Annotated in this window: 12 protein-coding genes; 5 read left to right on the forward strand and 7 right to left on the reverse strand. The window is 68.8% G+C overall.

Going from position 1 to position 13,755, the window contains the following annotated elements:
• Positions 1 to 368 precede the first annotated feature (368 nt).
• The 5 genes from NQU55_RS15385 to NQU55_RS15405 are packed head-to-tail and all read right to left on the reverse strand — an operon-like array spanning position 369 to position 6,044.
• Entirely contained in the window at positions 369 to 815 is a 447-nt protein-coding gene (locus tag NQU55_RS15385; protein ID WP_168096098.1) for a hypothetical protein, read from the reverse strand.
• Between the two features lie 9 nt (positions 816 to 824).
• Positions 825 to 1,916, reverse strand: a complete 1,092-nt coding sequence (locus NQU55_RS15390) for a hypothetical protein (protein ID WP_206330057.1) — start codon at positions 1,914 to 1,916, stop codon at positions 825 to 827.
• Positions 1,913 to 3,910, reverse strand: coding sequence for a hypothetical protein (locus NQU55_RS15395; protein ID WP_256790719.1), 1,998 nt, complete (start codon positions 3,908 to 3,910; stop codon positions 1,913 to 1,915). The genes NQU55_RS15390 and NQU55_RS15395 overlap by 4 nt, the downstream gene beginning before the upstream one ends.
• Positions 3,907 to 4,677, reverse strand: coding sequence for a toll/interleukin-1 receptor domain-containing protein (locus NQU55_RS15400; protein WP_240977007.1), 771 nt, complete (start codon positions 4,675 to 4,677; stop codon positions 3,907 to 3,909). Before NQU55_RS15400 ends, NQU55_RS15395 begins: the two co-directional genes overlap by 4 nt.
• The gene (locus NQU55_RS15405) at positions 4,674 to 6,044 is read right to left on the reverse strand and encodes an NsdA family TPR-like regulatory protein (RefSeq protein WP_308402239.1); all 1,371 of its coding nucleotides are present in this window, start codon (positions 6,042 to 6,044) and stop codon (positions 4,674 to 4,676) included. The genes NQU55_RS15400 and NQU55_RS15405 overlap by 4 nt, the downstream gene beginning before the upstream one ends.
• 728 nt (positions 6,045 to 6,772) lie before the next feature.
• On the opposite strand from NQU55_RS15405, the gene NQU55_RS15410 reads away from it, so the two are divergent.
• Positions 6,773 to 7,162 (forward strand): hypothetical protein, encoded by a 390-nt coding sequence (locus tag NQU55_RS15410; protein ID WP_168095227.1) that lies wholly within the window; start codon positions 6,773 to 6,775, stop codon positions 7,160 to 7,162.
• Between the two features lie 87 nt (positions 7,163 to 7,249).
• The gene (locus tag NQU55_RS15415; protein ID WP_240976811.1) at positions 7,250 to 8,128 is read left to right on the forward strand and encodes a phosphotransferase; all 879 of its coding nucleotides are present in this window, start codon (positions 7,250 to 7,252) and stop codon (positions 8,126 to 8,128) included.
• Positions 8,129 to 8,281: 153 nt separating this feature from the next.
• Here the strand turns inward: NQU55_RS15415 and NQU55_RS15420 are convergent, their stop codons facing one another.
• On the reverse strand, positions 8,282 to 8,494 hold the full coding sequence (locus NQU55_RS15420; RefSeq protein WP_240976810.1) for a hypothetical protein: 213 nt from the start codon (positions 8,492 to 8,494) through the stop codon (positions 8,282 to 8,284).
• On the opposite strand from NQU55_RS15420, the gene NQU55_RS15425 reads away from it, so the two are divergent.
• Together NQU55_RS15425 and NQU55_RS15430 are read left to right on the forward strand one after the other, a co-directional pair.
• Positions 8,489 to 10,000, forward strand: a complete 1,512-nt coding sequence (locus NQU55_RS15425) for a carbamoyltransferase C-terminal domain-containing protein (RefSeq protein WP_256790720.1) — start codon at positions 8,489 to 8,491, stop codon at positions 9,998 to 10,000. The two genes, NQU55_RS15420 and NQU55_RS15425, sit on opposite strands and share 6 nt — an antisense overlap.
• Positions 9,997 to 11,121, forward strand: a complete 1,125-nt coding sequence (locus NQU55_RS15430; protein WP_168095230.1) for a glycosyltransferase family 2 protein — start codon at positions 9,997 to 9,999, stop codon at positions 11,119 to 11,121. Before NQU55_RS15425 ends, NQU55_RS15430 begins: the two co-directional genes overlap by 4 nt.
• Before the next feature lie 24 nt (positions 11,122 to 11,145).
• Here the strand turns inward: NQU55_RS15430 and NQU55_RS36820 are convergent, their stop codons facing one another.
• Entirely contained in the window at positions 11,146 to 11,976 is an 831-nt protein-coding gene (locus tag NQU55_RS36820) for a galactosyltransferase-related protein (protein ID WP_256790721.1), read from the reverse strand.
• Between the two features lie 221 nt (positions 11,977 to 12,197).
• Between NQU55_RS36820 and NQU55_RS15440 the strand changes: the two genes are divergently transcribed.
• Positions 12,198 to 13,736 (forward strand): carbamoyltransferase C-terminal domain-containing protein, encoded by a 1,539-nt coding sequence (locus tag NQU55_RS15440; protein WP_277355434.1) that lies wholly within the window; start codon positions 12,198 to 12,200, stop codon positions 13,734 to 13,736.
• Positions 13,737 to 13,755: the final 19 nt, after the last annotated feature.

Below are 13,755 nucleotides of genomic sequence, written 5' to 3' on the forward strand. Positions count from 1 at the left end.
TCTCTATCAACTGGGTGATGGCACCGCATGATTTCCCTGGTGTGGGCGCCGCCATGCGTCGACGACCGCTCGCATGAATGACCCCGTAGGGGAGTGGAACCCCGTAGCGGGAGGCCCTCACCCGGCCCTGGGAGTCCGCCGGTGCCGCCCCTTGCCCTGGCCGAGCCGGGGGTGCGAGCGGTGGGTCGGCGCGCAGGGGCTTCCGGGCCTCGTCGGCGTTGTCGGCGACGCCGACTATGGCCCAGGCTGTCCCGTCTCACTCAAGGAGCAGGTGAGGCGCCTCGGGGTTGTGGTCGTCGGCGGCCGGCTCGGCGATGGACTGGGCGCGTTCGGGCCGGTTCCAGGCAATCATCGTGGGGACGTCGGCCTCAGTGACCGTCGCTCGGCGGGTGGTGGACGTGAAAGGTAAGGCCGGTAATGCGGCCTGATTGGATGACGGGGCTGTGTTGAACGCCGCCGTTGACGCTGTTGTGAACGGTCCCCTGACGCGTCGCTGAGGTAGCGGCGAGCTGCTGTAACGAGGTGAGCAGGACGCGCAGGTCGTCGCTGGTGAGAGACCCGGCTTCGAGGAGCGGTTGCAGGCGGGCGTGCCAGTGGGTCCTTACGTCGGAGGCCGCCTGCTCGTCTTCTGCCGCTTCGGCAGCGAGCAGTTGGGTCCTGGCGTTGTCCAGGTCGGCGATTGCTGCGGCGTCCGAACCAGTACGTGATAGGAATCGTCCGACAAGTTCACGGGCGCGTGTCCATGAATCGGTGACCATGAGGGAGACCAGCGTGGTTGCTCCCGTCGCGGCGATAGCGGCCAACTCGCTGTCCATCGTCTTCTCCTAGGTGAGTGGGGGCCCGGACGTCTCGTCGGGATCGTCCGTTTCGTGATTCGGCTGCTCGCCGTCGTCGGGCGTGAAAGTCGTCGGCGGATCGAACCGACGTAGCAAGCTCTCGGCTGTCTCATAGCGGTTCTGCTGCTTGATGATGCCGGATATTTGTTTGGCCACCATCGCTCGCCGAACGTCTCCCTCCAGGAAGCCCACGGCGTCGAAGAACCCCGCGAGATGGTCCACGGCTGTCCGTTCGTGGGGCGCTGGAGTGGGGCTCTCCTCCAATAATTCCGGATCGGCCAGTCCCTCAGACTGCTGCGACAGGAGGTTTTGAAGCCGCTCGGGAATGTCACTGTCATTGGCTGCGGAGGTGAGCTGTGCGATTAGAGCAAGGTCCGCCACCGTCCTTTCCACGTGCTCGTCGTTCTTGGCGAGCCACCAGACCACTGCACTGCCGGTGTCCTTGAGTACGTCCTCGCCCAAGTACTGGCGCTTGCTCTGCTCATATTTACGTTGGTGCTCCCACACCGCCTTGTCCTTGCGTACCTTGGCTAGCCTGCTTAAACGCTCTTGGTCCTGTTCAAGTAAAGTGAGGTTGATGTTTTCCGCCATGGCTTGGAGGTGCCCTGTGGAGTCCGGACACATATGACTCAGGGCACCGCTGAGCTCGTGCTGAACGAGCGAGGCCTGGCCCGGTTCCCGATTCTTGGTGATGGCGCGGGCGCGGTTCAGGACTGCCTCGCTGGCCAGCCCTGCCGGATTGAGGAGTGGAGCTTTTCCGGGGGATTCGATGAGGTACCACCGTACGGTCGCCGAGAAGAGGAAGTCGTAGTCGGCCCAGAGACTTGGCAGTGCCACTTGGCCGACGTGGCAGTCGGTGCGTTCCACGGGGGAGGCAGTGAGCTGTTCTTCGAAGCTGACCGGCATGGAGCCGCGGCGCAGCGAGGCGACCCGGAATACTGCAGCGGGGACAACGAGAAGAAGCACGGCCAGCGTCGGCCACGTCCACGCGGGCCACCGTTGTGTCAGGCCGACGATGGTCAGCAGGAGGGCGCACAGAATGGTGAGGAAGACGGTTGTCGTCTTTCGTGCGGTCGTCACGGTCGAGTCTCCCCGGCTGATGCTGGCGGCGGGGCGGCTGGGCCGAGGCCCTGTGCCACGCTGATCTTGTGGAGTAGCAGTTCGGTGGTTGCGACGGAGCGAGCGGGGCGACCCGGAGCAGTGCGTTCGGCTTTGCGGGCGCTCGCGTACAGTGCGGCGAAGGCATCACCCCGCCTTCCCTCGCACCGATCCGCAGCGTTGACGAGGATGTCGAGTAGAACCGCACCCAGGTGTCCGGTGTCGTCGGCCGCCAGGTGGAGCCAGTGTTCTGCGCGTGGCTGCCACGTCGCCCGCGGCAGCTCGACCAGTACCGCATGCCAGCACGTGGTCAGGGAGCGCTGCACGCCGCTCTCCTCCACCAGTGCGCGTGAGGTGCCGGAGGGGTCCGTCAGCGGCACCGGATCGCAGGCTCGCAGGAAGATGCCGAGGTCGGGCAGCGAGAGGTCGGATCGAGCCAGGCGGTCGAGGAGCCTTCTTCGCAGCCGCCGGCTGCTGGACGCCAGGTCGCACAACGCTTGCAGGGCATGTGTTGTGCCGCGTTCACGCCGGGCCAGGTAGTACAACCTGAGCAGGGCTTGATCCGGATGACTGGCCGCAAGGACATCGGCGCAGACCTGGACGAGTACTTGCGCAAACTCCCCCCTGAGACGACGCTCAGCACACCACTGATAGATCCGCTTGCGGAATTCTCTGTCGTGGGCCGGATCAGTGAGACCACAGGTGAGCGCATGGACGGCAGCCTCCAGCCGCTCCTTGCTCGCTGACTCGGAACTCCATCGTTCGGCGAGAGATGCCAGACCGTCCCAGCGCCCGGTCCGTAAATACTGATCGGACATGCGCGCTACCAGATCGTCACGAACGGCAGGGACGACGTGCGGGTCGTTGAGATCCACGACGCTCGCGGTCCAAGTGCCGAGGTGCGGCCGTAGGTCAGGCATGAAGTCCCAGAAATGTGCCCGGACGGCGGAGTCGTAGTCCAGTTGCTTGAACCGTACGTGTCCATCCGGCCCGGTATCGGCTGAGATCTCGTCGAGCCGCTTGGCGAGGTCCTTGTGCTGGAGCAGCGGGATCCCGTCTGCCGGGGAGTCGAGGGCGCGCAGTAGAATCTGGGCCGCACGGTGGATGACGTCGGCGTGCGCTCCGTGAAGCATGGCGACGGTGATCAGCAATGCTCGTTGAGAAGCCTCGCTCAATCTCGCGACGAGTGTGGTGACTTGCTTTCGCTGGTCGTTCCGTGCCTTCTTGGCCATCGCGCACCACTGCGCGAACCCTTTGTCCGGTCGAGAGGTATCGCGGGCGCGGCGGACCAGGTCGGCGAAGTCCGCGATTTCCCGCATGGGCCTTTTCTCATCCAAGAACTCGGCGACGGTGAGATCGGACTGCATGTACTGCTCGTACGGCACGCCGTGCACGCGGAGGTGTCGCCTGAGGACGTTCAGGCCGGGTGGCCGCTGGATTTCGACCCGGTAGTACTGGAGGCCAGGGTCGAGGATGCCGCCGTGCGGCATGACTACGACAAGATGTGCGTGCTGTTCATGGACGGCCTTGCGGAGGGCGGAGAGGTCGGCCCGCGCCGCTGACCACTGGCGGTCGTCGGCAGCCGACAGGTCCAGCAGCAGCTGGTCACCGGCTTCGACCAGAGCCGGGTCGTGGAGGGACAGTTCGTCTTCCTCGCCGGGCAGGAGTTCGTGGAAGACACCGCTGTCCTGGTGGTATTCGCGCAGGAGCACGCGGGCCGCAGAGGTGCGGCCGCTGCCCGGGGTGCCGTCCAGGATGACGCTGCCGGTCTCGGCCAGCGTGGCGCGGGCCTTGCCCATGTTGACGGGGTCGACTAAGACGCGCCGCAGCCAGCGAAGTTGATCTTCGGCGGCCCGCCGGAAGGCCGGCTTGTCCGAGTCCTGCAGTTGGGCGCCGACGTTGACGTAGATGTTGCCGGGGCCCGTGTGCGTGACACCCCGCGGGTTCTCGACCCATGTACCGCCGGGCTGGTTCACCTGCTCTCATCCTCGCGCCGGTCCGGCTCACCGAACCGGTGCTGGATGTTGCCGTGATTGTCGCCCTCGAAGTACGTCATCCCGTTGCCTGAGATGTGCCGGTCACCTGATACGTGTCGGGAGTTCTGGTAGATGTGGCCGTTGCCCGTGTGGACAGGGCCACGAGAGCCCTTCACGACGGTGCCGACGTCGCCGGTGAAGTCACGGCTCTGCACGGCTGTTCCGCCCACGTCCCCGATTGAGTTGGCCACAGTGCCCGGCTCGAGGGACGGCCGATCGGATTCGGCCAGGTCATGCAGCCCGGGGACCATCTCGGCCACCAGATCGCCGATGCGCCTGATGCCGGTCTCGGTCTCGTGCGTGTCGAACCGGATGGATTGGAGGTCGGCGAGCCGCTCCAGTTCCGGCGGCAGGTCGGCCTTGCCCAGCCGGTCGGTCTTCCGGCCGTCCAGAACGGGAACGACCGGGACTTCACAGGTGAACGCCTCGACGATCTCCCTGCGCACCCAGTCCTCCGGGTCGTGCAGGCGGGACTGGAAGCTCGTCCAGTCCGGACCTATAACGGCTAGGAGGAGGGAACTGCGTCGCAGCGTGGTCAGCAGGGCTTCCGGGTAGCTCTGGCCCGGGGCGATGGATTTCGACGCACGGAAGATGTGTTCCCGGCCGAAGCGACGGGTCAGTTCTTGGTCGATCAGGGCCGCGGTCTTTTCCCCGTCGCCTGTGCGGTAGTTGATGAAGACTCCGGTCATGGCGATGTTCTCCCTCATGAAGTGGATAGGTGCGATACCGTGCCGAGTCGCGGCCCCAGCCGACGAACCGAAGGGTGAGTCGAATGCCGGGCCAGGACTCGGGCGAGGCGCTGCAGATCGATCGTGACGGTCGCTGAGCGCACCGTCGCCACGCCGTCGAGCAGTGTGGTCGTCAGCGCACACGCGTGGTCGATCTCGCCGGCCGAGGCATACGCGAGCGCATGGCGCACGCCGTACCGTACTTGCGTACGCACTGCGTCCTGACTCACCAGGGCGAGTTGCTGCTCGAGTTCCTCGCTCGCTTCCCGCGGCCGACCGAGATCGACCAGACACCAGCCGGTGACCATGCCGACCGGGTCCGGAAGGTGCATGGTGCCGATCACCGGCTCGTCGGAGCCGTCCTCCTGGCGTTCGAGAAGCGTGCGAGCGCGCTCCAGGGCGCGCAGACAGGCGCGGAGATTGCCCGCAAGCGCGTGGCCTTGTGCTTCACGTTGGGCGGCAAGCCCGCGGATCCGTGGTGGCAGCGTGCCGTCTTGAGCGCGGCGGGCCAGGGCGATCGTCTGCTCGGCGTCATCCCGGTACAACGTGACCAAGGCCCTACGAATCAGCGCGTAGCCAGCCAGGGCCGGGTCGCCGCCGGCGGCTGCCATATCGACCGCTCGCTGCGTCCACCACAGTGCCGCACGTTCATCCCCGGTCTCCTGCACCAGCCAGCCGACATACTCGGCGTACCGGGATCCGAGCGCCAGCAGCTGCCGACGGGTGCCGGTGTCGGTGTGAGCGGACAGTTCCCGCAGAGTGTGCGTCTGCGCGATCAAAACGGGCAGGAGCAGACCCGGCTCCACGGTCTGACCGAGCCGCCGGTAGTGCGTCAACAACGAGCGGGAGGCTTCCAGCATGCCGGCGCCCGAGGCCGGGGAGGCCGGGCCCGTCGGGTCCGACCGCCATGCCATCAGCGATGCGGCGCCGGCGCTCATGACTTCTCGTCGGCCCATGGGGTGGAACCGGTTCGGGCCGCCCGGCGACAACTGCATGATCCACTCCTCCTCGTCCACTCGGCCTGGCGCTGGTTCGTCAGGTGTGTCAGCAGCAACCTGGGTGACCAGGGCAGTCAGCGCTCCGCCGGCACCGAGGGCGGCGTCGCACAGCCGAACGAGGTCACGACTGGGTGCCTTGAGACCTCGCTCGACCTTGCTCAACTGCGCCTTGCTGTAATGCACGGCACCGGACAAGGCCGTGAGGCTCAGTCCGGCGTCCAGACGCCGCTTCCTCAGCTCCTCGCCGAACTCGGTGGACGGCTGTGGCACGGAAACCTCCCAAGCCCGTCCGTCCAGGCCGAGGTGCTGCTGCACGAAAGAGTGCGGCAACCCCTCCTGGACGGGCAAGGCGATCGATGCTGTTTCCCGTTTCCTTCTCCGACGGCGGCGTGCGGCATTCGTGAAGGCGGGAACTCGTGCCGGTCACGGAGCCGGGCAGGCCATGCCCCACCGGGTCGGACCCGGTCGCATGGGGAGGGTGGGCTCCTCGTCGGCAGGCCGAACCTGTCTGGTGCCGTGCCGCCCAGCTCAGGTTTGGGGCTACCGGTTGACCATGCTCCGGAAGCGGGCGTTGCCGGTCTCGGCCGGGTGATCCCGTCCGGATGGCCAAACGCAGCTCTGGGTAGTGAGGCCGGGTCCCCCCGCCGCATAGGCCCCGGGAACTGCCAGATGCCGGTGCACCCGGCCGCCCCGGCAGTACAGGTGCGCCGGTCGTGTGCCGGCCTTGTCCGACATCGTGCGGATGGTCACCACCTGCCTACGCGGCTCCGATCTCTCGTCAGCGGCTCGTTCCTTGCTTCGGACAACGTCTGCACGGTCTGCCGCGCCGGGATACCAGGCACCTACCCTCGGCTCGCCGGACACCCGCACCCCCACCGGTGCTGCGAACGCAAAGCCAGTCGCCTCCTGTCCTTCGCCGGCATCGTGCGCACACCCTCATCTGCTGCCGCCGACTCACCCATTGAGACGGCAGTTAAAGGGTGTCCGGGAGCAGTAGCGGCATCGCGGCGTCTTCCCGATTGAGTGCAACTCCCCAGCAGCAGCTAGGATTTGATTGTTCTTGAGAAGGGGCGTTGATGGGTACCAGGTTTATCGAGGTAGACGAATCGCGGCAAAGCGAGCCGGGTGTGCGGAAGGGGGACAGAACATTGACGGTCGGAGATCAGTCGATCACCCAGGACGCATGGGTGAAGGTGGAAGCTTACGACGACCTCGATCCGACCGTGACGGGGGACGTCCATCTGCACACGTTCGCAGTCCCGGGTATGGAAGTGCGGGTGGGAGCGGCGAAGAATGATGAGGACGGAAGCGGCGAATTCGAAACCAGGTTGATCCCGTCTGTCCAGTATTACCAGATCGAGCTCGGGCCCGACTCGCTGAATAAGCTCCATGATGCGCTCAAGCCCTTCATCGCGGCCGCGAAGGAATGTGAGCCGCCGAAGGGGCGCAAGGTACGCGCCAAGTAGTCCGCAATGTCCCCTCCTGCGAGGGGGCGTTGTCTCTCATGCATACCGCTGTTGCGCGCGGGGCAGGGCACCGGCATGTCGAATGCGATGGCGGAGCGGGCTCGGGCTGCCGCCCGGCAGCTCGGTCTCCATGTAGCCGATGTGACGGCCGCGCCCCGGGGTAGGGGGACGACCTTCTTCGCCGTGACGGCGGACGAGGGGCCGGTGGTCGTGAAGTGGTACGCCGGTGACGGTCACGGCATCACGGAACGGGTGGCGCGCAGCGACGAGTTGCGGAGACGTGGTCACCCGACGGCCCGGACGCTCGTCCATGGGCCGTCGCCCGGCGGGTACACGCTGGTGCAGGAACGGATGCCGGGTGCTCCGGCAGTGAGGGGGCCGGGCCCGGAAGCGTTGCAGGAGCTACGGGCCGCGGTGGAGCTGCAGGCCGGAGCGGGGGAGGGGGGCCCGCGCGAGCAGTGCTGGATCGCGGCCGCCGTGCGCGACGACGCCATGGGCTGGTGGGCCGCCGCACGGGCTCGTTCGGCACGGGCGGCCCGGCTGTGCGATCGTCTCGGGGCGTGGCTGGCGGCGGTTCCGGCTCCGCAACCGCGTACCGACCTCGTGTTCGGTGACCTCAATTTCACCAATGTCCTGGTGGCCGGCGACAGGCTCTCCGGGATCGTCGACATCGACCTGCTGAACGCCGGAGACCGGTGCCTTGACCTGGCACGTCTCGCCTTCGAGTACGAGCTTCTGCGGGGGCGGATGAGGGGTGGGGACGGGCGGATCGCCGGGCATCGTGACGATCCGGTGGACGTGCTCGCCGAGGACGTCCTGCGGATCTCGGGGAGAGGTGGTTGGAGGCAGGCCGTCGCCTTCATCGCCGTGGCCAGGCTGGGCTGGCGCCCGCCCGACGGCAGGCGGGATCCGCAAGAACCGACTCTCCGCGTCACCGAGCGGCTCATGGGCAGACCCTACGACTGAGCGCAGGCGCCGGCGCCGACGGAGCGCCACGGCATCGCCCGCCTGTTTGCGATCCGCAAGTCCGCCGAACCGGCCGATTGAGGAGTGAAACGGGACATCCGTCGAACAGGCGCGGGGTCGCGCGGCCACGCCGCGTCACTCTGGTGCGGCAGGTCATGCCCTGTCCTCCTGGAGGTGCGGATGATCGTCCTCGGTCTCGTCGGCCGCCCCGATGTCCCCGGCTGTCACGACGGCGCAGTCTGTCTCGCCGTCGACGGCAAGGTGGTCGGTGCGCTGGAGCAAGAACGCGTCAGCCGCCGACGGCACGCCCAGGGAGAGGGCCCGGAGGATGCCGTGCGCGTGCTGCTGGACGCTTTTGGCGTGCATCCACGTGAGATCCAGGCGATCGGCTACGCGTGGGCGGACGCACCACCCGGCACCCCGGTCACCCAGGCACCCGGCATTCCCTGCGGGGTGCACGTCACCGATGCCCTGACCGAGACGATCCTGCCGAACCTTGCCTCCCGTCTGGGCACACGTGACATCACGTTCTTTGACCACCACCTGTGCCACGCTGCGGGCGCCTACTTCCTCAACCCGTACGCGACGGCGGACATCCTGGTCGCCGATGGCTGGGGCGGTGACGGCTCGACCTCGCTCTTCCACGTCGACCACGGCCGCTTCCGGCTGCTGGAGCGCTACGACAAGTGCTGGTCGCTGGGAATGTTCTACGGCGCGGCGGCCGCGTACGCGAAGCTGGGCTGGTGGGGCGCTGGCAAGCTGATGGGGCTGAGCTCCTACGGCCGCACCAGCGACATGCGGTTCATCTCCTTCGACGCCGCGACCGGCGGCTTCTCCCTCGACCCCCGGCTGCGGGGCGATCTGGCGGGCGGCCCGAGCTGGGAGAAGCTGGGCAAACAGTGGCTCGCCGCCTTCGCGGAGAACGTGTTCCCGTACACGGACTCCTCGGCCAACGCCTTCGACTACGCGCCGTTCGCCGCCGACGCCCAGCTGACCGTGGAGGAGGCCGGGCTCGCCCTGGCCGCCCGGGCCCGTCGGCTCTCCGGCGAGGACACCCTGCTGCTGTCGGGCGGCGTCGCGCTCAACGCTCACATGAATCGCAGGATCGCGCTGGAGAGCGGGTACGCCAGGGTCTCCGGCACGGTCGCGCCCAACGACGGCGGGACGGTTTTCGGCGCCGCGCTGCTCGCGGAGGCACTGTTCGGCACCATGCCCGCCCCGCTTCCCGCCGAGGTGGGACAGCCCGTCTTCTTCGGGCCACCGGTGCAGACCGGGGCGGTCGAGAAGGCGCTGGAGCGCGCGGGCTGCACCGCTGTCGCCCTGGAGCAGGACCGGCTGCTGGCTGAGGTCGCAGCCGCGATCGCGCAGGGCGAGGTGGTCGCCTGGTTCGACGGCCCGAACGAGTTCGGGCCCCGGGCGCTGGGCGCCCGCAGCCTGCTCGCTTCACCCCGGCACCGTACGACGCTGGACCGCCTCAACCGGGTCAAGGGACGCGAGCCCTGGCGGCCCGCCGCCCTTTCGCTGACCGCCGAGGGCTTCCGGGCGCTGGACATGGAGCCCCCGGTCCAGGGGCTGAGCGACTACATGCTCAACATGCACCTGGTGGGGCGCGAGCGGATCGAGCGCGCGCCCGCGGGAGTGCACGTGGACCGTACGACCCGGGCGCAGCTCGTCCCCGACGCGGACACCGGGTTCGGAGCGCTGCTCGCCGCGGTGGCAGAGGAGACCGGACTGCCCGGGGTCGTCAACACCTCGCTCAACATCAAGGGGGAGCCGATGGTGCTCACGCCCGAACAGGGGGTGGACCTCGTGGTGGCGAGCCCGGACATCGATCTGCTCGCCATGCCGCCCTACCTGGTCAGGCGTTCGTGACGAGGACGGTCGCGACAGCCACTGTTCTGGACGGCCTGCGGGCGCACGGCAACGACTATTCCGCGGTTGAACGAGCCTTCCGCGCCCGCACCGGCCTCGCCCTGACGGCCATGGCCCTGACCGGTCCCGCCCCGACCGGCCCGGCCTTGGCCGGCCCCCTCGACCGTATGCCGGAGGGGATCTCGGAACCGGTCTCGGTGGTCATCGCCACCTACAACGGCGCCCGGTCGCTGGCCGGAACGCTGGCCGGGCTGGAGTCCCAGCTCTGGCGAGGCTTCGAGGTGGTGGTCGTCGACGACGGCTCCGACCCGCCCGTGCGCCGCGCGGTGCTCGATGCGGGCGCGGGCCTCACGGTGCCGGTGACGGTCGTCCGCAACTCCGTCAGCCTGGGCGCGGGGGCGGCCCGCAACATCGGCCTGACCGTGGCCCGGGGCTCCACGGTGATCTTCCTGGACGACGACATGCGGGTTCCGCGGACCATGACGGGCCTGCTGGCGCTGCGCCAGCAGCACACCGAGGGCTGCCTGTTTACGGGATTCCGGGACGACACCGGCCCCGACGTCTTCTTCGCCCCGGACGGTGTGCACACGCCGCGCATCGAACGGGACTGGCGGTGGATCAGCGACCGGGGCGGCGACCGGTACCTGCTGACCACCGCCGACCGGGACGTCCCGCGCTGCGACCGGACCTCCTTCGAGCTCGTCAAGGAGAGCAGGTACTACAAGGACTTCGGGCGCGGCCGGGTGATCGGCTTCTGGGACCTGCCCGGCATGGTCAGCAGCCACAGCCTCTGTGCCAAGCGCGCCGACGCCGTGGCCGTCGGCGGGTTTCCCGAGGAGTACGCCACCCGCTGGGGCGCGGAGGACCTGGCCTTCGGGGCTCTGATGGCGGCCAGTGGCATCTTCGTCGTGCCCGCGCCGGAATGGGTGTCCTTCCATCTGCGCCACGAGGGCCGGCGCGTGCCACGGGCGGTCGAGCGCGCCCGCCTGGAGCAGGCGTTCGACCGCTACCGGCGCATGCTGCGACGACCGTTGACCGAACGGCGATTCCCCCGGCACCGGCTGCGGCGCACTGCCGCAGCCGGCCGGCAGGGGGTCGAGTGCTACGAGCTGGTGCCGTGAGTCCGGCGAGCGGCCGCGGCGGGCTCAGGCACGGGCCGCCGACCGCACGTCGGCGACGTCCTGCTCGATCATCGCGTCCGGCCCCTCGGCCGTCCGCCGCGCGTACAGAGCGCTGTTGGCCTCCCGCTCCGGCGTGCCGCTGTAAGGGTAGGAATGCTCGAAGTGCAGACAGCTGATGTCCGTACCGGCGTCGGACCAGGCCATGGTCACCGGCGTCCGCGAGGCGACCTTCACGAACAGGTCGTCGTCCTCGCCGCCCCAGCCGTAGTAGCGCCTGCAATAGCCACCGACCTCGTCGAACAGCCGGTGCTCCAGCAGCATCGCGCCCCAGTGGAAGGGAGCCCGCCAGTCGCGCCGGTCCTCCGGGTCCGGCGCGTGCCCCGAAGTCGGGTACATGACGGGGACCTCGGTGACCGCACCGCAGTGCAGCATGCTGCGCCGGACGATGACCTCGCCGGAGAGTGGGCGCAGCACCCCGCCGGGGCTCGCGGTCACCATGCAGTAGGGCCGGCCGTCGCGGCTGGGCCGGGGGCGCAGATCGACGGCTCCGGTGTGCGGCGCGCTCGCGTCGATCCGGTACATCCACGGCTGCGCCCAGGCGCCCCCGTGGCGCCGGGCGGCCGCGAGGGCCCGGCTCAGGTAGTCGCGCCCCAGCGGTGCCACGTCGGCGTCGGAGAGGTACAGCATCCGGCCGCGGGCCACCGCCGCCCCTGCATTGCGCAGCAGCCCGGGCGCGCGCAGCGAGGGAGCGGCGCGCACCAGCCGGGCACCGCCGGTGTCGCCGAGGGACAGGTCGCCCGCGGTGGCGACGACCACCTCGCAGGGCACGTCCTGGGCCAGCCACGCTGCGGTCACGGCGGGGATGCTCGTCCGTCCTCGGTGCTCTCCGTAGAGCGGAATAATCACGCTCACTTCAGTCGTGTTCCCGGTCATTTCCGGAACGATAGGTCCACGGATCATTCCGCAGAACACGGCCGCGGGATTTTCGGCCAGCGGGCCCGGGAACCGCCGAACCCGGCGGGAGGAAGCCATGTCCGCCCCCTGCCGAGAAGGGTCCGAAATTGCTGATATTCGCCATGAAGCCGGATCACGACGGAACGATCGCCGTCGTACGGGACCGCAAGCTGCTGTATTCGCTGGAGGCGGAGAAGGACTCCGGAAAGCGCTATGCTCCCGTGGGCGCCCCGGGGCTGCTCCAGGCAGCCGAGCTGGCCGGTGACCTGCCCGACGTCATTGCGCTCGGCGGCTGGAAGCCCGACTGGCAGGTCACGCACCGGGCCATCGGGGCGGGGTACACCGGACCGCACGCTGTGGAACAGCGGACCTCGCGCTTCTTCGGCAAAGAAGTCCGCTGGTTCTCGTCCTCCCACGAGCGCTCGCACATCATGGCGGCACTCGCCCTGGCGCCACCGGACGACGCGGAATGGCGCAGCGTCCTGGTGTGGGAGGGCGAGACGGGTGCTTTCTACCTCGTCGACCGGGACTGCCGCATCGTGCGCCACGTTCCGGTGCTGGACGAGCCGGGCGGCCGCTACGCCTTCCTCTTCGCGCTCGCCGACCCCTCCTTCCCCGCGGAGGCCAAGGCGCCCCGGCTGGGAGACGCGGGGAAGCTGATGGCACTGGCCGCCTACGCCGATCCCGGCGACGCGGACCGGGAGACCACGGAGGCCGTCGACCGGATTCTCGCCCTGCCCACCGTCTACCCGCCGCCGAAACACGCTTTCCGGGATTCCCCGCTGTACGACGCGGGCGTCGAATCGCCCCGGACCAAGGCAGCGGCGGCACTGCTGAGCAGCCGCCTGTTCAGGATCTTCGCCGACGCCGCCCGCGCGCACCTGCCCGCGGGCACACCGCTCCTCGTCTCCGGCGGCTGCGGCCTGAACTGCGACTGGAACGCCATGTGGACCGGGCTCGGCCACTTCTCCTCCGTGTTCGTGCCGCCCGTCGCCAACGACTCCGGCTCGGCGATCGGCACCGCCGCCGACGCCCTGGCCCACTTCACCGGCGACCCGCGCATCGAGTGGGACGTCTACCGCGGCCTGGACTTCGTCCACGACATCGAGGCCGATCCCGCCATCTGGCAGCGGTCCCCGCTGGACCACAGTGTGCTGGCCCGGGCCATCGGCGAGGGCGCGGTGGTGGCCTGGGTGCAGGGCCGCTGGGAGATCGGGCCCCGTGCCCTCGGGCATCGGTCGCTGCTGGCCGAGCCGTTCCGGGAGAGCACCAGGGGTCGGCTCAACGCCATCAAGAAGAGGGAGGGCTACCGGCCCATCGCGCCCTGCTGCCGTGCCGAGGACACCGACCGCCTCTTCCACGGCGGCTTCGAGGACCCGTACATGCTCTACTTCCGCAAGGTGCGTTCGGCGGACCTGCGCGCGGTCACCCACGTGGACGGCTCGGCCCGCGTGCAGACCGTCACCCCGGACACCAACCCAGCTCTGCACACCCTGCTCTCGGCCTTCGCCGCGCAGTACGGCGCGGGGGTGCTGTGCAACACCTCGCTCAACTTCAACGGCCTCGGCTTCATCAACCGCATGTCCGACTTGACGCGGTACTGCCAGAAGCGGGGTGTGGACATCATGGTGGTGGGCGACCAGTGCTACCGGCGGCTGTGACGGCGGGGGCGAGGGCGGG

Origin of the sequence: Streptomyces telluris, from assembly GCF_024519335.1 — a bacterium.
Taxonomy (GTDB): domain Bacteria; phylum Actinomycetota; class Actinomycetes; order Streptomycetales; family Streptomycetaceae; genus Streptomyces; species Streptomyces telluris.

Bases quoted from the DNA above. Each gene is read 5' to 3' on its own strand.
- NQU55_RS15385 (WP_168096098.1), bottom strand. From the start codon at position 815: ATGGACAGCGAGTTGGCCGCTATCGCCGCGACGGGAGCAACCACGCTG.
- NQU55_RS15400 (WP_240977007.1), bottom strand. From the start codon at position 4,677: ATGAGGGAGAACATCGCCATGACCGGAGTCTTCATCAACTACCGCACA.
- NQU55_RS15410 (WP_168095227.1), top strand. From the start codon at position 6,773: ATGGGTACCAGGTTTATCGAGGTAGACGAATCGCGGCAAAGCGAGCCG.
- NQU55_RS15415 (WP_240976811.1), top strand. From the start codon at position 7,250: ATGGCGGAGCGGGCTCGGGCTGCCGCCCGGCAGCTCGGTCTCCATGTA.
- NQU55_RS15420 (WP_240976810.1), bottom strand. From the start codon at position 8,494: ATGCACGCCAAAAGCGTCCAGCAGCACGCGCACGGCATCCTCCGGGCC.
- NQU55_RS15440 (WP_277355434.1), top strand. From the start codon at position 12,198: ATGAAGCCGGATCACGACGGAACGATCGCCGTCGTACGGGACCGCAAG.